Annotated in this window: 15 protein-coding genes; 9 read left to right on the top strand and 6 right to left on the bottom strand. The window is 62.9% G+C overall.

All coding sequences use genetic code 11. From position 1 onward, the window contains the following. Nucleotides 1-39 precede the first annotated feature (39 nt). Genes APH27_RS09515 through tldD form a run of 3 tightly spaced genes read left to right on the top strand, consistent with a single transcriptional unit; the run spans nt 40 to nt 6,163 of the window. Nucleotides 40-3,855 (top strand): YhdP family protein, encoded by a 3,816-nt coding sequence (locus tag APH27_RS09515; RefSeq protein WP_060484658.1) that lies wholly within the window; start codon nt 40-42, stop codon nt 3,853-3,855. Nucleotides 3,856-3,869: 14 nt separating this feature from the next. After that, nucleotides 3,870-4,721: a carbon-nitrogen hydrolase family protein gene (locus APH27_RS09510; protein WP_060484657.1), complete on the top strand. Its 852-nt coding sequence runs from the start codon at nt 3,870-3,872 to the stop codon at nt 4,719-4,721. 2 nt (nt 4,722-4,723) lie between these two features. Beyond that, a complete protein-coding gene (gene tldD / locus APH27_RS09505; protein ID WP_060484656.1) occupies nt 4,724-6,163 on the top strand; it encodes a metalloprotease TldD in 1,440 nt (479 codons plus the stop codon). Nucleotides 6,164-6,312: 149 nt separating this feature from the next. On the opposite strand, the gene yjgA is transcribed toward tldD, so the two are convergent. Beyond that, nucleotides 6,313-6,834 carry a ribosome biogenesis factor YjgA gene (gene yjgA, locus APH27_RS09500; RefSeq protein ID WP_027920225.1) on the bottom strand — a complete coding sequence of 174 codons (522 nt, stop codon included), beginning with the start codon at nt 6,832-6,834 and terminating at the stop codon, nt 6,313-6,315. A gap of 108 nt (nt 6,835-6,942) precedes the next feature. On the opposite strand from yjgA, the gene pmbA reads away from it, so the two are divergent. From pmbA to APH27_RS09470, 6 genes are all read left to right on the top strand, one after another. Further along, nucleotides 6,943-8,289 (top strand): metalloprotease PmbA, encoded by a 1,347-nt coding sequence (gene pmbA / locus APH27_RS09495; protein ID WP_027920224.1) that lies wholly within the window; start codon nt 6,943-6,945, stop codon nt 8,287-8,289. A 127-nt stretch (nt 8,290-8,416) separates the two neighbouring features. Continuing rightward, nucleotides 8,417-8,818, top strand: a complete 402-nt coding sequence (locus APH27_RS09490; RefSeq protein ID WP_060484655.1) for a hypothetical protein — start codon at nt 8,417-8,419, stop codon at nt 8,816-8,818. Further along, nucleotides 8,811-10,187 carry a lyase family protein gene (locus APH27_RS09485; RefSeq protein WP_060484654.1) on the top strand — a complete coding sequence of 459 codons (1,377 nt, stop codon included), beginning with the start codon at nt 8,811-8,813 and terminating at the stop codon, nt 10,185-10,187. Before APH27_RS09490 ends, APH27_RS09485 begins: the two co-directional genes overlap by 8 nt. Nucleotides 10,188-10,217: 30 nt before the next feature. Beyond that, entirely contained in the window at nt 10,218-10,679 is a 462-nt protein-coding gene (locus APH27_RS09480; protein WP_060484653.1) for a hypothetical protein, read from the top strand. A 1-nt stretch (nt 10,680) separates the two neighbouring features. Continuing rightward, entirely contained in the window at nt 10,681-11,292 is a 612-nt protein-coding gene (locus APH27_RS09475; protein ID WP_060484652.1) for a superoxide dismutase, read from the top strand. A gap of 11 nt (nt 11,293-11,303) precedes the next feature. After that, nucleotides 11,304-12,197 (top strand): ZIP family metal transporter, encoded by an 894-nt coding sequence (locus tag APH27_RS09470; RefSeq protein WP_027920219.1) that lies wholly within the window; start codon nt 11,304-11,306, stop codon nt 12,195-12,197. 280 nt (nt 12,198-12,477) lie between these two features. Here APH27_RS09470 and APH27_RS09465 read toward each other — a convergent pair whose 3' ends face one another. The 5 genes from APH27_RS09465 to APH27_RS09445 all read right to left on the bottom strand — a co-directional run bounded on the left by APH27_RS09465 (nt 12,478) and on the right by APH27_RS09445 (nt 15,988). Then, a complete protein-coding gene (locus APH27_RS09465) occupies nt 12,478-12,750 on the bottom strand; it encodes an HPr family phosphocarrier protein (protein ID WP_027920218.1) in 273 nt (90 codons plus the stop codon). 20 nt (nt 12,751-12,770) lie between these two features. After that, nucleotides 12,771-13,625, bottom strand: a complete 855-nt coding sequence (gene rapZ, locus APH27_RS09460; RefSeq protein WP_027920217.1) for an RNase adapter RapZ — start codon at nt 13,623-13,625, stop codon at nt 12,771-12,773. Between the two features lie 2 nt (nt 13,626-13,627). Continuing rightward, nucleotides 13,628-14,095: a PTS IIA-like nitrogen regulatory protein PtsN gene (gene ptsN / locus APH27_RS09455; protein ID WP_027920216.1), complete on the bottom strand. Its 468-nt coding sequence runs from the start codon at nt 14,093-14,095 to the stop codon at nt 13,628-13,630. A 12-nt stretch (nt 14,096-14,107) separates the two neighbouring features. Then, nucleotides 14,108-14,416 (bottom strand): ribosome hibernation-promoting factor, HPF/YfiA family, encoded by a 309-nt coding sequence (gene hpf / locus APH27_RS09450; protein WP_003255135.1) that lies wholly within the window; start codon nt 14,414-14,416, stop codon nt 14,108-14,110. A gap of 78 nt (nt 14,417-14,494) precedes the next feature. After that, nucleotides 14,495-15,988: an RNA polymerase factor sigma-54 gene (locus tag APH27_RS09445; RefSeq protein WP_060484651.1), complete on the bottom strand. Its 1,494-nt coding sequence runs from the start codon at nt 15,986-15,988 to the stop codon at nt 14,495-14,497. Nucleotides 15,989-16,077: the final 89 nt, after the last annotated feature.

The raw sequence follows: 16,077 nt of genomic DNA, 5'->3' as shown, positions 1-16,077 counted from the left end.
GGCTCGTCGGGCCATCATGGATAAACGACCTGGAGGGCCATGGCCATGGGACGTCTGAACCGCGTTCTTGTTGCCTTGACCCGCTGGGGGCTGGGCATCTGCGCCTTGCTCGCTGTGCTGGTGGCGTTGTACGTCAGCCTTGGCCGCGAACTGGTGCCACTGGTGGCCGAATACCGTGCCGACGTCGAAAGCAAAGCTGAACAGGCACTGGGCCTGCCTGTGCATGTTGGGGCCCTGGAAGGACGTTGGAGTGGCCTGGCGCCGTTATTGCGCGTACGCGACCTGCAACTGGGTGAAGGCGCATCGGCCTTGCGCCTGGATGAGGTCAAGGTGGTGCCCGACCTCTGGGCCAGCCTGACCGCCCGTGAAGTTCGCCTGGCGCGCATCGAGCTCAGCGGCCTGCAGCTGATTTTGCGGGAAGACGAGCAGGGTGGCTGGGCCCTTGAAGGGCTGCCGAAAAAGGACGATGCGCCGCTGGACCCCGCCGAAGTGTTGCAGCGTCTGCGCCAATTGGGCCGCATCGATGTGTTCGACAGCCAGGTAACCCTGCAGCCCTGGCAGCGTGACCCGCTGACCCTCACCTATGTCAGCGTCGGTTTGCAGGCGGGTGCATCGCGTCAGGCCCTGGACCTGCATGCGACCTTGCCCGACGGCCAGCCGCTGGCGGTCAGCCTGCGCAGCCGGGCAACCGCCAAAGACTGGCGCGACGGTGAAGTCGAGGCCTACCTGAGCCTGCCACAAAGCGACTGGGCGCGATGGTTGCCGCCTCGGGTGCTGGGCCAGTGGCGGGCTGAAGCGCTGAAGGCCGGTGGTGAATTCTGGGTCGACTGGCGCAAAGGCCAGTTGCAGCAGGCGGTAGTCCGCCTCAATGCCCCACAATTGCGAGGAGCCTACGCTGAGCGCAAGGCTGCGGCTTTGGATAATCTCGCCCTGGCTGCGTGGTTCCAGCGCCGCGATGAGGGCTTCGATGTGGTGGTGGACTCACTCGCCGCGAGTATCGGCAAGGCACGCTGGGAATCGCACCTGCAAGTGAAGCAGCGCCAGGGTGATGACCCGGCGGGTGAAACCTGGCAAGTTCAGGCCGACCGCCTTGACCTCACCCCGTTGACCCCAGTGATCAACGCACTGGCCCCCTTGCCGGACAAGCTCATGACCGTGGTCGATGCGCTGAAGGTCACCGGGGCGCTGCGCAACGTTCGCCTGGAAGCACGGCCAAAAGCCGAGGGCGACCAGCGACTGCAGTTCGCCGCCAACCTGGAGAAGGTCGGTTTCGACGCCTATCACGGCGCACCGGCGGCCGGCAATGTGAGTGGCAGTATCAGTGGCGACCTCGGGCATGGCGAATTGCGCCTGGATACGGACGCGTTCATGCTGCATCTGTATCCGATCTTCGCCAAACCCTGGCAGTACCAGAAGGCCAATGCGCGGCTGACGTGGACGCTCGACCAACACGGCTTCACCCTCATCGCCCCCTACCTCAAGGTGCTGGGCGAAGAAGGCAAGATTGCTGGCGATTTCCTGATTCGCCTGCTGTTCGACGAAGGCGCCGAAAGCTACATGGACCTACGCGTCGGCCTGACCGAAGGCGATGGCCGCTACACCGCCAAGTACCTGCCCGAAGTGCTGAGCCCGGCACTCGACGAGTGGCTGCGCAGCGCTATCGTCAAAGGTAACGTCGACCAGGGCTACTTCCAGTACCAGGGCTCGTTGAACCACAGCGCCACACCGGAGGCTCGCAGCATCAGCCTGTTCTTCAAGGTTCACGATGCCGCGCTGGACTTCCAGCCAGGCTGGCCGCAGGTGCAGCAAGTGGATGGCGATGTACTGATCGAGGACAGCGGCGTACGCATCAAGGCACGCACGGGCCTGCTGCTCGACACCAAGGTCAGCGACGTCAGTGTGAACATTCCCCATGTCGACAACGGCCAGCACAGTCACCTGTACCTGGACGGTGATTTCGACGGCAGCCTTGGCGATGGTCTGAAAATTCTCAAGGAAGCACCGATCGGCACTGGCGAGATCTTTGCCGGCTGGGACGGCGAGGGGCCCCTCAAGGGCAAATTAAAGCTCGACGTTCCCCTGGCCCACGGCGAGCAGCCGAAAGTGCTGGTGGACTTCGCCACTGCCGATGCACACCTGAAGATAGCTCCGCCTAGCCTGGACCTGACGCGTCTGAAGGGCGACTTCAGCTTCGATCTCGACAAGGGGCTGAGCGGCAAGAACATCAGCCTGCAGGTGTTCGGCAAACCGGTCACTGCGCAGATCAGCGCCGACGGCCAGCCGGGGCAGATGCAGACGCGCATCAATGCCAGCGGCCAGGCTTCGCTGAAGTCCCTGACCGACTGGCTGCAGTTCAAGCAGACCTTGCCCGCCGTTGGCGATATCCCGTACCAGTTGCAGGTCAATCTGGGCAGCCGCGATAACAGCTTGAATGTCAGCTCTACGCTCAAGGGCCTGGCCATCGACCTGCCGGCGCCATTCGGCAAGGCGGCGGGGGAAACCCGTGACAGCCGTTTCAGCATGAGCCTGCAAGGGCCTGAGCGGCGTTTTGATGCGTCTTACGCTGATTTGGCCCGTTTCGCCTACGCCGCGCCGGCCGACAAGCTGGGCCAGGGCCGCGGCGAGTTGCTGCTCGGCCCTGGCCAGGCACAATTGCCAGCGGGCCAGGGGTTGCGGGTGAAAGGGCGGCTGGAAAGCCTGGACCTGGGGCCTTGGCAGGAGCAGGCCGCACGTTTTGCCGGTGACGACCCCGGTGGCAATGCCCGGCAGAACCTGCAGAGTGTCGACTTGAGCATCGGCCAGCTGAAAGCCTTCGGCATGGCCCTGAACCAGGCCGTGGTGCGCCTGGCCCGTGGCGGCTCGGCCTGGGATCTGCGCCTGGACAGCAGGGAAGTCATCGGCAACGCACGCGTGCCCGATGCCAAGGCTGCGCCAATGACGGTGCGCCTGCAGACCCTGCGCCTGCCGCCTGCCGACCCGGCTGAAACACAGTCGGAAGAAGGTCCCGATCCGTTGGCCTCCTTCGACCCGCGCAAGGTGCCGGCCCTGGACCTGAGCATTGACAAGCTGTACCGCGGCGACGAGCTGTTCGGAAATGCCGCGCTGAAACTTCGCCCGACCGCACGGGGTGTGGCAGCACAGGACATCGACCTCGATTTCAAAGGCCTGCATGTCGATGGCAGTGGCGGTTGGGAAGGCGAAACCGGGGCTACCAGCAGTTGGTACAAAGGCCGGCTCGATGGCAAGAACCTCGCCGATGTGCTCAAGGCCTGGGGCTTCGCCCCGACGGTGACCAGTCGCGATTTCCGCCTGGATGTCGACGGCCGTTGGCCTGGTTCGCCGGCCTGGGTCGGCCTCAAGCACTTCTCTGGCAGCATGGATGCTGCCTTGCGCAGCGGCCAGTTTGTCGAAGTGGAAGGTGGCGCCCAGGCCCTGCGTGTATTTGGCCTGCTCAACTTCAACTCGATCGGCCGGCGCCTGCGCCTGGACTTCTCCGACCTGTTCGACAAGGGGCTGGCCTACGACCGGGTCAAGGGCCTGCTGGTGGCCAGCAATGGCGTATACGTAACCCGCGAGCCGATCACAGTGACCGGGCCGTCGAGCAACTTCGAACTCGACGGCACCCTGGACCTGGTGCGCGATCGGGTCGCTGCCAACCTCCAGGTGACCCTGCCGGTCACCAACAACCTGCCACTGGCTGCGCTGATCGTCGGTGCGCCAGCGGTCGGTGGTGCGCTGTTCCTGGTCGACCGGTTGATTGGTGACCGGGTGTCGCGTTTCGCCAGCGTCCACTATCGCGTCGAGGGGCCGGTGAAAGAGCCTAAAATCACCTTTGTGAAACCATTCGATAAGTAACTTCGGGAGTGCCCATGAAGGCAGCGGTCATCCAGATGGTCAGCCAGGACGATGTGCTGGCCAACCTGCAACGTGCCGGCGCCCTGCTCGAACAGGCGGCCTTGGGCGGTGCGCGGCTGGCGGTTTTGCCGGAAAACTTCGCGGCAATGGGGCGCAAGGATGCCGCCGCCATCGGCCGCGCCGAAGCCTTGGGCGACGGCCCGATCCTGCCATGGTTGAAACGTACTGCACGCGACCTCAGGTTATGGGTGGTTGCCGGTACCTTGCCCTTGCCACCGCAAGGCCAGCCTGAAGCCAAGGCGCATGCCTGTTCGCTGCTCGTCGACGAACACGGCGAAGTGGTAGCGCGCTACGACAAGCTGCATCTGTTCGACGTGGATGTGGCCGACAACCGTGGCCGCTATCGCGAGTCTGATGATTATGCCCATGGTGCCCAGGTGGTGGTGGCCGATACGCCAGTGGGGCGCCTGGGGCTCAGCGTGTGTTACGACCTGCGCTTCCCCGAGCTGTACAGCGCCTTGCGCAGCGCAGGCGCGGAACTGATCACGGCACCGGCCGCCTTTACTGCGGTCACAGGAGCAGCGCATTGGGAAGTGCTGATCCGTGCCCGGGCCATCGAGACCCAGTGCTACGTACTGGCAGCGGCTCAGGGCGGAACACATCCAGGCCCGCGGGAAACCCACGGGCATGCGGCGATCATCGACCCGTGGGGGCGGATCGTCGCTGAACAGGCGCAAGGCGAAGCGGTATTGCTTGCCGAGCGCGACATTGATGAACAGGCGTCCATCCGGGCGCGCATGCCGGTCACCACGCACCGGCGCTTTTTCTCGCAGGACGCCTTGCGGCCTGCGCACACCTCGGAGTGACTATGAGCCAGATGTTATCCACCGTCAGCGAGCAGCTCCTGGCCCCGGGCGGACTCACCCTCGACAGCCTGCAGAGCGTGCTGGGCGAACTGGCCGGCCCTGGCATCGACGCCGCCGACCTGTATTTCCAGGGCCAGATTTCGGAAACCTGGGCGCTGGAGGACGGCATCGTCAAAGAGGGCAGCTTCAACCTTGACCAGGGCGTGGGTGTGCGTGCCCAGTCCGGCGAGAAGACGGGCTTCGCCTACAGCAATGCGATCAACCTCGAGGCGCTGACCTCGGCGGCCCGTGCGGCCCGCTCGATTTCCCGCGCCGGCCAGAACGGCACGGTGCAGGCCTTCCGCAGCCAGGACGTGGCGGCGCTGTACGCGCCGGACAACCCGCTGGACGTGCTCAGCCGTGCCGAGAAGGTCGAGCTGCTCAAGCGTGTCGATGCAGCCACCCGTGCCCTCGACCCACGTATCCAGCAGGTCAGCGTAAGCATGGCCGGGGTCTGGGAGCGCATCCTGATTGCCGCCGCCGACGGTAGCCTGGCCGCCGATGTGCGCCCGCTGGTGCGTTTCAACGTCAGCGTCATCGTCGAACACAATGGCCGTCGCGAGCGCGGCGGGCAGGGCGGTGGCGGGCGTACCGACTACCGCTTCTTCACTGAAGAACGCGTCATGGGCTATGCCCGCGAAGCGTTGCGCCAGGCGCTGGTCAACCTCGAAGCTATCCCCGCTCCGGCCGGTACTTTACCGGTGGTGCTGGGTTCCGGCTGGTCGGGTGTGTTGCTGCACGAAGCGGTGGGCCATGGCCTGGAAGGCGACTTCAACCGCAAGGGCAGCTCGGCGTTCAGTGGCCGGATCGGCCAGAAGGTTGCCTCCAGCCTGTGCACCATCGTCGATGACGGTACCCTTGAAGGTCGCCGCGGCTCGTTGAGTGTCGATGACGAAGGTACGCCGACCGAATGCACCACGCTGATCGAGAACGGCATCCTCAAGGGCTACATGCAGGACAAGCTCAATGCGCGCCTGATGGGCATGGCGGTTACCGGCAATGGTCGTCGCGAGTCTTATGCGCACCTGCCGATGCCGCGCATGACCAACACCTACATGCTTGCCGGCGAAAGCGACCCACAAGAAATCATCGCCTCGGTGAAGAAGGGCATCTATTGCGCCAACCTCGGCGGTGGCCAGGTCGATATCACCAGTGGCAAGTTCGTGTTTTCCACCAGCGAAGCCTACTTGATCGAAGACGGCAAGATCACGGCCCCCGTCAAAGGCGCGACCTTGATCGGCAACGGGCCTGAGGCAATGAGCCGGGTGTCGATGGTCGGTAACGACCTGGCGCTGGACAGTGGTGTGGGAACGTGCGGCAAGGATGGGCAATCGGTGCCGGTAGGCGTTGGGCAGCCGACCTTGAAGCTGGACGCGATTACCGTGGGCGGTACTGGCGCTTGATGATGCGCGCTGCCTGTAGGCGCGGCCTCGTGTCGCGAAGGGGCCGCCAAGCGGCCCCAGGGTTTCAGCGATACTGCAGAAATAGCTGGGGCTGCTACGCAGCCCAATCGCGACGCAAGGCCGCTCCTACAAGGGCACCGCGCCAGGCTTCAGCGCAGGCCGCGCTGCATCTCGTCGAGGTCGCGGATGTACTTGAACACCTTGCGCGCAGCGGCAGGCGGTTTGTTCCGCGCCTTTTCGTGCTGGGCATGACGGATCAGCGAGCGCAGCTGCTGGCGATCGGTCTCGGGGTATTCGTTGACGAAACGCTCGAGGTCTTCGTCGTTACCGTCGATCAGGCGGTCGCGCCAGCGCTCCAGGTTGTGGAAGCGCTCGTTGTACTGGCGGCTGGAGCTGTCGATCTGCTCAAGCACGGCGTGGATGGCGTCCAGGTCCTGGTCGCGCATCAGCTTGCCGACGAACGACATGTGGCGTTTGCGTGCGCCATGGGCGGTGTGCTTGCTGGCGTCGGCCAGGGCCTTGCGCAGCTCGTCGGTGAGCGGCAGGCGCGCCAGGGTGTCGGCCTTGACCGTGGTCAGGCGCTCGCCAAGTTCGACCAGCGCATGCAGCTCGCGCTTGATCTGGGTTTTGCTTTTTTCGCCGTCGAAGGCGTCGTCGTATGAATCAACCATGGTGGCAGTCCGCTAGAAATCGCCGCCATGATAACCAGTCGGGGGCCGCTTGTCCGGCCCGGTCGTAGAATGACCCTCGCCGTACGCAGAATTTGAGTGGAGAAAACCATGAGTGCAGTCCAGAGCGTAGGCCCCAAGGACCTGCCAGCGTTGCAGGAGCAGGTCGAAGCGATCATTGCAGAAGCCCGCAAGCAAGGCGCCAGTGCCTGCGAAGTGGCGGTATCGCTGGAGCAGGGCCTGTCCACCACGGTGCGTCAGCGCGAGGTCGAGACGGTCGAGTTCAACCGCGACCAAGGCTTTGGCATCACCCTCTATGTCGGCCAGCGCAAGGGTTCGGCCAGTACCTCGGCCAGTGGCCCTGAGGCTATCCGCGAAACCGTGGCCGCCGCTTTGGCGATTGCCAAGCACACGTCCGAGGACGAATGCTCGGGCCTGGCTGACGCCGCGCTGATGGCCCGCGAGATCCCCGACCTCGACCTGTATCACGACTGGGACATCGAGCCGGAGAAAGCCATCGAGATGGCGCTGGCCTGTGAGGCGGCGGCGTTCGACGCCGACAAGCGCATCCTCAATGCCGATGGCACCACCCTGAATACTCACCAAGGTTGCCGCGTGTACGGTAACAGCCACGGCTTCATCGGTGGCTACGCCTCGACCCGGCATAGCCTGAGCTGCGTGATGATCGCCGAAGGCGATGGCCAGATGCAGCGTGACTACTGGTATGACGTGAACCGCCAGGGCAACCTGCTGGCCGACCCGCGCAGCATTGGCGTGCGCGCCGCGCAGCGTGCCGCCAGCCGACTGGGTGCGCGGCCGGTACCGACCTGCGAAGTGCCAGTACTGTTCTCCGCCGAGCTGGCCGGTGGCCTGTTCGGCAGCTTCCTGTCGGCGATCTCGGGGGGCAACCTGTACCGCAAATCGTCGTTCCTCGACGGTGCCATCGGCCAGCGTCTGTTCCCGTCCTGGTTGACCCTCGACGAGCGCCCGCACATTCCGCGAGCACTGGGCAGCGCTGCATTCGACGGTGACGGCCTGGCGACCTACGCCAAGCCGTTCGTCGACAAAGGCGAGCTGGTGTCATACCTGCTGGGCACCTATTCCGGGCGCAAGCTGGGCCTGCCGAGCACCGCCAACGCTGGCGGTGTGCACAACTTGTATGTCACCCATGGCGTCGAAGACCAGGCGGCGCTGATCCGGCGCATGGGCCGTGGTCTGCTGGTAACCGAGTTGATGGGCCATGGCCTGAACATGGTGACCGGCGATTACTCGCGCGGTGCGGCGGGCTTCTGGGTCGAGAATGGCGAGATCCAGCATGCAGTGCAGGAGGTGACCATTGCCGGCAACATGAAGGATATGTTCCAGCAAATTGTCGCGATTGGCAGTGATCTTGAGACCCGAAGCAATATCCACACGGGCTCGGTTCTGATCGAGCGGATGACTGTCGCTGGCAGTTGATAGCCGCCAAAATTGCTCCGTGACATTGAAACCCGGCCATCGCGCCGGGTTTTTCTTTCATCGTTCAACACTTGAAGTGATTCTATTTATCACTTAATAATGAATATCATTATCCAGTAACCCGGCGATGATGTTCATGAAACCCGTCCTCCGCGAACTTCCCTACCTGGAAAACTGGCGCTGGCTCAGCCGGCGCATTCGCTGCGCCCTCGAGCCCGACGAGCCGCGTCTGATCGAGCACTACCTGGCCGAAGGCCGTTACCTGGTGTGCTGCACTGAAACCTCGCCATGGACTGTGGCGCTGACTTCCTTCCGCCTGCTGCTGGATACCGCCTGCGACCGCATGTTGCCGTGGCACTGGCGCTGCCTGTGCCTGGATCAGGCCTGGCGCCCACTGCTCGACCTGCGCAACCTCGATCGCCGCGAGCAGAACCAGCGCTGGCAGCCTTATGCCTTGCAGCTGGCCAACTGCCGGCTGCTGCCGTCGATTTCTCCCGATGAACTGATGCAAGGATTTGAAGATGAGTGATACCCGTATCGAGCGTGACAGCATGGGCGAGCTGCAGGTGCCGGCCAAGGCCCTGTATGGCGCCCAGACCCAGCGCGCGGTCGACAACTTCCCGGTCAGCGGTCAGCGCATGCCGGCCCAGTTCATCCGCGCCCTGTTGCTGGCCAAGGCCGCTGCGGCGAAGGCCAACATCGAACTGGAGCAACTGTCGGCAGGGCAGGGCCAGGCGATCGTCAAGGCAGTCGAGCAGCTGTTGGCCGAAGATTTCATCGAGCATTTCCCGGTGGATGTGTTCCAGACCGGTTCTGGCACCAGTTCGAACATGAACGCCAACGAAGTGATCGCCACCCTGGCCAGCCGCATCCTTGGCGAGCCTGTCAATGCCAACGACCACGTCAACTGTGGCCAGAGCAGCAACGACATCATCCCGACCACCATCCACGTGAGTGCCGCCCTGGCCCTGCATGAGCAACTGTTACCGGCGCTGAGCCATCTGGTGCAGGTGATCGAGGCCAAGTCGGCGCAGGTGCATCACCATGTGAAAACCGGCCGCACCCACCTGATGGATGCCATGCCGGTACGCATGAGCCAGGTGCTCGATGGCTGGGCCGCGCAGGTCAACGGCGCCAAGGCGCATATCCAGGCAACCCTGCCGAGCCTGCAGGCGCTGGCCCAGGGTGGAACCGCCGTAGGTACCGGGATCAACGCCCATCCCCAGTTCGCTGCGGGTTTCGCGCGCCAGTTGAGCGGCCTTACCAAGGTCGAGTTTACCCCTGGCCATAACCTGTTCGCCCTGATCGGTTCCCAGGACACTGCCGTGGCACTGTCTGGTCAGCTCAAGACCACCGCCGTGGCGCTGATGAAGATTGCCAACGACCTGCGCTGGATGAACTCGGGCCCCTTGGCCGGCCTGGGCGAAATCGAGCTGCAGGGCCTGCAACCGGGGTCGTCGATCATGCCGGGCAAGGTCAACCCGGTGATTCCGGAAGCCACCGCCATGGTCGCCGCCCAGGTGATCGGCAACGACGCCACCATCGCGGTGGCCGGCCAGTCGGGCAACTTCGAACTGAACGTGATGCTGCCGGTGATCGCCCGCAACCTGCTGGAGAGCATCGAGCTGATGGCCAATGTCAGCCGGCTGCTGGCCGACAAGGCCATTGCCAGCTTCAAGGTCAACGAAGGCAAGCTCAAGGAAGCCTTGGCCCGCAACCCGATCCTGGTCACCGCGCTGAACCCGATCATCGGCTACCTCAAGGCCGCTGAAATCGCCAAGACCGCTTACCAGCAGGGACGCCCGATCATCGATGTGGCACTGGAGCACACCGACCTGTCACGTGATCAGCTCGAGGCGCTGCTGGATCCGGAAAAACTCACTGCCGGCGGCATCTGACAAGCCGTAGCGCCCAGAGGGAGCAACGTCATGCAGCACTGGAAACGCACAACCGAGGCGGCCAACCGCCTGTTCAAGCAGGGCGAGCTGGTCGATGCCCGGGAACACTATCTGCAAGCCCTGGCCTTGGCCCAGGTGCTGTTCGAGCGCTGGCATGACGTCGATGAAGCGGTGGCTGCGCTGGTCATCGCCCATCACAACCTGGCCGACCTGCACCTGCGTCTGAACCAGCCGCATGAGAGCGCCGACTACCTGTGTGCCGCTCATCAGCGATTGCTTCAGGCCAGCCAGGAAGCACGTTTGCCACAGACGCTGCGTGACGCAGCGCTGCGCCACAGCGGGCGCACCTACACCGAACTGCTGAGTTTCATCGCCGAGTACGGCCAGTACCCACGTACCGAGCGCCTGCTCAACCGCCACGGCGCCGGGGTCAGCGAACTTGCTGGCCAGCCAGACGTGGCGCCCAGTACACATGCCTACGGAATCCATTGATATGCCGCATACCTTGCCTGCACTGACTTACGCCTACGATGCACTGGAACCGCACATCGATGCGCAAACCATGGAAATCCACCACACCAAGCACCACCAGACCTACGTCAATGGCCTGAACATGGCCATCGAGGGCACCGAGTGGGCCGAATGGCCAGTCGAGAAGCTGGTCGGGGCGGTCAAGCAACTGCCCGAAAACCTGCGCGGTGCGGTTACCAATCACGGTGGTGGCCATGCCAACCACAGCCTGTTCTGGACAGTCATGTCACCCCAGGGAGGTGGCTTGCCACGCGGTCAGCTGGCCAAGGCCATCAATGCCGAGCTGGGTGGTTTCGAGGTGTTCAAGGACGCCTTCACCAAGGCCGCGCTGACTCGCTTCGGCAGCGGCTGGGCCTGGCTCAGTGTTACCCCGCAAAAACAACTGGTGGTGGAAAGCAGCGGCAACCAGGACAGCCCGCTGATGCACGGCAACACGCCGATTCTTGGCCTGGACGTCTGGGAGCATGCTTATTACCTGAAATACCAGAACCGTCGCCCGGAATACATTGGTGCCTTTTACAACGTGATTGACTGGGCGGAAGTGGATCGCCGCTATCACGAAGCCTTGAAGTGAGTCGGCCCGGTATGCGCTCCGAGGTGATGTCTGTCAGCAGTGTGCGCCTGTTCCGGTTGGCGTTGGGAACTTTGCTGTTACTGGCCGGCACCGCGTTGCTGCTGGCCCGAGGCATTGCCTGGCTGGACCTGGAGCCGCGCATGCTGCGTGCCCTGGAAGGTGGCGCACTGTGCGCGCTGGGTACGGCATTGGGCGCAGTACCGGTGCTGGTGATTCGCAACATGCCGGTGGCTTTGGCCGATACCTTGCTGGGCTTTGGAGCTGGGGTGATGCTGGCGGCCACGGCGTTCTCGCTGATCATCCCCGGGCTGGAGGCTGCCCAGGCCATTGGCTTCAGCCCTTGGGGCGCCGGAGGCCTGATCAGCTTCGGCCTGATGCTCGGCGCTCTGTGCCTGTTCCTGGTCGATCTCAAGGTCTGCGGTGCTTCGCCGGAGGCGTTGGTTGGCACCGAGAATCAACCAGTGATCGCCGCGCGGATCTGGTTGTTCGTGATCGCCATCATTGCTCATAACATACCCGAGGGCATGGCCATCGGGGTGTCTGCCGGAGGCGGCATGGCCGATGCCGACAGCCTGGCGATGGGTATTGCCTTGCAGGATGTACCTGAGGGGTTGGTGATAGCACTGGTGCTGGCAGGGGCGGGGATGCCGCGCTTCCAGGCGTTTCTGATTGGCGCCGCCTCTGGCCTGGTCGAGCCGCTGGCTGCAGTAATCTGTGCCTGGCTGGTGAACATGGCAGCGTTGCTGTTGCCGGTGGGCCTGGCCTGTGCGGCCGGGGCGATGTTGCTGGTGGTGACCCAGGAGATCATTCCCGAGTCGCGCAGCAATGGGCATCACCGCTTGGCCAGCCTGGGGCTGTGCATCGGCTTCTGCCTGATGATGGTGATGGATACGGCAATGTCTTGATGTTCACCGGGATATTTTTTGCGCCTGTGAGATCGAGCGCCGCCCGCGCGGCGCATCGCGGATAAATCCGCTCCTACATGTGTTGCAACGTGCCGAACCTGTTGCGCCATAGTTGCCAGCCCTTGCGCATGACTTGAGCCTCGCAAACCGGCTGACAACCATGGCCTGTCAGGCATGGCTACGTTGCAACACATGTAGGAGCGGATTTATCCGCGATGCGCCGCGCGGGCGGCGCTGGATCTTACAGGCACTGAAAGTACCGCGGTAAGCACCAGGTGACTTACTCGCCTTCGTCGAAGTAGTTGTTGATCAGTGCTACCAGGGCTTCCAGGGCGTCGTTATCCTGCTCACCTTCGGTCAGCAGGTGCACCTGGGTGCCTTTGCCCGCAGCCAACATCATCACCGCCATGATGCTCTTGCCGTCCACCAGCTTGTCGGGCGCACGACCTACGCGGACCTGGCAAGGGTACTTGCCGGCCACGCCGACGAACTTGGCTGCCGCCCGGGCATGCAGGCCCAGCTTGTTGATGATGGTGATTTCGCGGGCGGGCATCGTGCGGTGGATCCTGTGGGCTAGAGGTCGCGATGGCGAACCTGGACGTTTTTCAGGGATTGCTGCAGCAGTTGGCCCAAGCGTTCGGTGATGTAGACCGAGCGGTGGTGCCCACCCGTGCAGCCAATGGCGATGGTGACATAGGCGCGGTTGCTGGCAGCAAAGCGCGGCAGCCATTTGAGCAAGTAGCTTGAAATGTCGTTAAACATTTCCTCGACGTCCGGCTGTGCAGCCAGGTAATCGATGACCGGTTGCTCCAGGCCGGAATGCTCCCGCAGCTCAGGCTTCCAATAGGGATTCGGCAGGCAGCGAACATCGAACACCAGGTCGGCGTCGACAGGCATGCCGCGCTTGAAGCCGAACGATTCGACCAGGAATGCGGTGCCTGGTTCGGGCTGGTTGAGCAGGCGCAACTTGATCGTATCGCGCAACTGATACAGGTTGAGTCTGGTGGTGTCGATCTTCAGGTCGGCAAGATCAGCAATCGGCCCCAGCAGTTCGCTTTCCACGCGTATGGCCTCGGCCAACGAGCGGTCGGCGTTGGTTAACGGGTGCCGTCGGCGCGTTTCCGAGAAGCGCTTGAGCAGCGTGTCCTCGTCGGCGTCGAGGTACAGCACGTCACACTTGATGTGGCGTGCGCGGGCTTCTTCGAGCAGTTCGGGGAAGCGTGACAGGTGGCTAGGCAGGTTGCGTGCATCGATGCTCACTGCCACCTTGGGTTGCAAAAGCTCGGTATTGATCAACGCGTTTTCCGCCAGCTGCGGCAGCAGCCCGGCTGGCAGGTTGTCGATGACGTAATAGCCGTTGTCTTCCAGTACATCGAGGGCGGTGCTCTTGCCGGAGCCGGACCGGCCGCTAACGATGATCAGGCGCATGTTCAGCTCCCGTTCTGTACGTCCAGGACGACTTGATACAACGCTTCGCTGCTGCTGGCTGCACGCAGGCGATCACGGACTTCCTTGCGATCGAGCATGCTGGCGATCTGGCGGAGCAGTTCGAGGTGCGCATCGGTGGCGGCTTCTGGCACCAGCAGGACGAACAGCAAGTCCACTGGCGCGCCGTCGATGGCGTCGAAATCAATGGGGGCGGCGAGGTGGAGCAGGGCACTTACCGGGCTCTCGCAACCCTTGAGGCGGCAATGCGGGATTGCGATGCCATTGCCAAATCCAGTGGAGCCCAGTTTTTCGCGGGCGATCAGCTTCTCGAAGAGATCTTGCTCATCAAGCTCGGGGACTTCGCGGTGGACCGCAGTGGCGATCGTTTCCAGCGCGCGTTTTTTACTGCTGACGCCCGGCACGTTCACCAGGGAACGGCCGGGGGTCAGGATGGTTTCAAGTCGGATCATGGATGAGAGGGATCAGCGGGCGGCTGCACCTTGCAGCAAGCTTTGCTGTTTTTCCTTGTGTTTTTTCAGTTGGCGGTCGAGCTTGTCGGCCAAGGCGTCGATCGCTGCATACATGTCTTCGTGTTCCGCGTTGGCAACCACTTCACCGCCTGGAATCTGCAGGGTCGCCTCGACCTTCTGCTGCAGTTTCTCGACTTTCATGATGACCTGCACGTTGGTGATCTTGTCGAAGTGACTTTCCACGCGAGCGAGCTTTTCGAGCACATAATCGCGCAGTGGCTGGGTGACTTCTACATGCTGTCCACTGATATTGACTTGCATACAGCTTCTCCTTTGTTGCCCGTGCATAAAGAGGCAGGTCTTGCACCTGCCCCACAAACGCTGTGGCACATCCAGGGGCTACATCAGTCGCTTGCGCTCGCTCGACGGTGCGATGCCGAGAGACTCGCGGTACTTGGCGACGGTGCGACGGGCTACCTGGATGCCTTGTGCCTCCAGTAAACCAGCGATCTTGCTGTCACTCAATGGCTTTTTCTGATTTTCCGCCGCAACCAGTTTCTTGATGATCGCGCGGATCGCTGTAGACGAGCATTCTCCGCCTTCGGCAGTGCTGACGTGGCTGGAGAAAAAGTATTTCAGTTCATAGATGCCACGTGGGGTGTGCATGTATTTCTGCGTGGTCACACGCGAAATGGTCGACTCATGCATGCCCACAGCTTCGGCGATGTCATGCAAAACCAATGGCTTCATCGCTTCGTCGCCGTGGTCGAGGAAGCCGCGCTGGTGCTCGACAATCTGCGTGGCGACCTTCATCAGCGTTTCGTTGCGGCTTTGCAGGCTCTTGATGAACCAGCGTGCCTCTTGCAGCTGATTGCGCATGAAGGTGTTGTCGGCGCTGGTATCGGCGCGGCGGACGAAGCCTGCGTACTGCGGGTTGACCCGCAGGCGCGGGATCGCTTCCTGGTTCAGCTCGACCAGCCAGCGGTCGCTGTCCTTGCGCACGATCACATCAGGTACAACGTATTCCGGCTCGCTCGACTCGATCTGCGAACCTGGCCGCGGGTTGAGGCTTTGCACCAGCTCGATCACCTGGCGCAACTCGTCTTCCTTGAGCTTCATGCGGCGCATCAGCTGGCTGTAGTCGCGGCTGCCGAGCAGGTCGATGAAGTCGGTGACCAGGCGCTGGGCTTCGCTGATCCACGGGGTGCTGGCAAGCAGCTGGCGCAGTTGCAGCAGCAGGCACTCGCCCAGGGTGCGTGCGCCGACGCCGGCTGGCTCGAACTGTTGAATTCGGTGCAGCACTGCCTCGACCTCGTCGAGCTCGATGTCCAGCTCCGGGTCGAAGCCTGCACAGATTTCTTCGAGGGTGTCTTCCAGGTAGCCCTGGCCGTTGATGCTGTCGATCAGGGTGACGGCGATCAGGCGGTCGGTATCGGACATCGGTGCCAGGTTCAGCTGCCACAGCAGGTGGCTCTGCAGGCTTTCGCCGGCCGATGTGCGGGTGGTGAAGTCCCACTCGTCGTCATCGTTGCTCGGCAGGCTGCTGGCGCTGGTCTGGTAGATGTCTTCCCAGGCGGTGTCGACTGGCAGCTCGTTGGGGATTCGCTCGTTCCACTCACCGTCTTCCAGGGTTTCGGCACTGCTGGTGCTTTCCTGGAAGCTGTTGTCCTGAACTTCGGCGGCCGGCTTGTTCTCGGCGTTGTCCGCCATCGGGTCGCTATTGTCGAAGTCGTCGCCGTCTTCCTGACGTTCGAGCATCGGATTGGACTCCAGCGCTTCCTGGATTTCCTGTTGGAGGTCCAGGGTGGAGAGCTGAAGTAGGCGGATGGCCTGTTGCAACTGAGGAGTCATCGTCAGTTGCTGGCCCATTTTTAGGACGAGCGATGGTTTCATGGCTGGGGCTTAATACCTTGTTCGCCGGCGCGCATGCGCCATCCACTACACGAGGGCGCCGGAGCGCCAAATTCAAGCAAGTTTTATGC

Source organism: Pseudomonas sp. NBRC 111123, from assembly GCF_001320205.1.
GTDB lineage: Bacteria > Pseudomonadota > Gammaproteobacteria > Pseudomonadales > Pseudomonadaceae > Aquipseudomonas > Aquipseudomonas putida_J.
This window is presented reverse-complemented; position numbering and strand designations above follow the sequence as displayed.

What these genes read in the sequence shown, in the direction of transcription:
- APH27_RS09445 (WP_060484651.1), bottom strand. Translation starts at nt 15,988, where the DNA reads ATGAAACCATCGCTCGTCCTAAAAATGGGCCAGCAACTGACGATGACT.
- APH27_RS09485 (WP_060484654.1), top strand. Translation starts at nt 8,811, where the DNA reads ATGAGTGATACCCGTATCGAGCGTGACAGCATGGGCGAGCTGCAGGTG.
- ptsN (WP_027920216.1), bottom strand. Translation starts at nt 14,095, where the DNA reads ATGATCCGACTTGAAACCATCCTGACCCCCGGCCGTTCCCTGGTGAAC.
- pmbA (WP_027920224.1), top strand. Translation starts at nt 6,943, where the DNA reads ATGAGTGCAGTCCAGAGCGTAGGCCCCAAGGACCTGCCAGCGTTGCAG.
- APH27_RS09510 (WP_060484657.1), top strand. Translation starts at nt 3,870, where the DNA reads ATGAAGGCAGCGGTCATCCAGATGGTCAGCCAGGACGATGTGCTGGCC.
- yjgA (WP_027920225.1), bottom strand. Translation starts at nt 6,834, where the DNA reads ATGGTTGATTCATACGACGACGCCTTCGACGGCGAAAAAAGCAAAACC.
- APH27_RS09465 (WP_027920218.1), bottom strand. Translation starts at nt 12,750, where the DNA reads ATGCCCGCCCGCGAAATCACCATCATCAACAAGCTGGGCCTGCATGCC.
- APH27_RS09480 (WP_060484653.1), top strand. Translation starts at nt 10,218, where the DNA reads ATGCAGCACTGGAAACGCACAACCGAGGCGGCCAACCGCCTGTTCAAG.
- APH27_RS09475 (WP_060484652.1), top strand. Translation starts at nt 10,681, where the DNA reads ATGCCGCATACCTTGCCTGCACTGACTTACGCCTACGATGCACTGGAA.
- APH27_RS09470 (WP_027920219.1), top strand. Translation starts at nt 11,304, where the DNA reads ATGCGCTCCGAGGTGATGTCTGTCAGCAGTGTGCGCCTGTTCCGGTTG.
- hpf (WP_003255135.1), bottom strand. Translation starts at nt 14,416, where the DNA reads ATGCAAGTCAATATCAGTGGACAGCATGTAGAAGTCACCCAGCCACTG.
- APH27_RS09490 (WP_060484655.1), top strand. Translation starts at nt 8,417, where the DNA reads ATGATGTTCATGAAACCCGTCCTCCGCGAACTTCCCTACCTGGAAAAC.
- APH27_RS09515 (WP_060484658.1), top strand. Translation starts at nt 40, where the DNA reads ATGGCCATGGGACGTCTGAACCGCGTTCTTGTTGCCTTGACCCGCTGG.
- rapZ (WP_027920217.1), bottom strand. Translation starts at nt 13,625, where the DNA reads ATGCGCCTGATCATCGTTAGCGGCCGGTCCGGCTCCGGCAAGAGCACC.
- tldD (WP_060484656.1), top strand. Translation starts at nt 4,724, where the DNA reads ATGAGCCAGATGTTATCCACCGTCAGCGAGCAGCTCCTGGCCCCGGGC.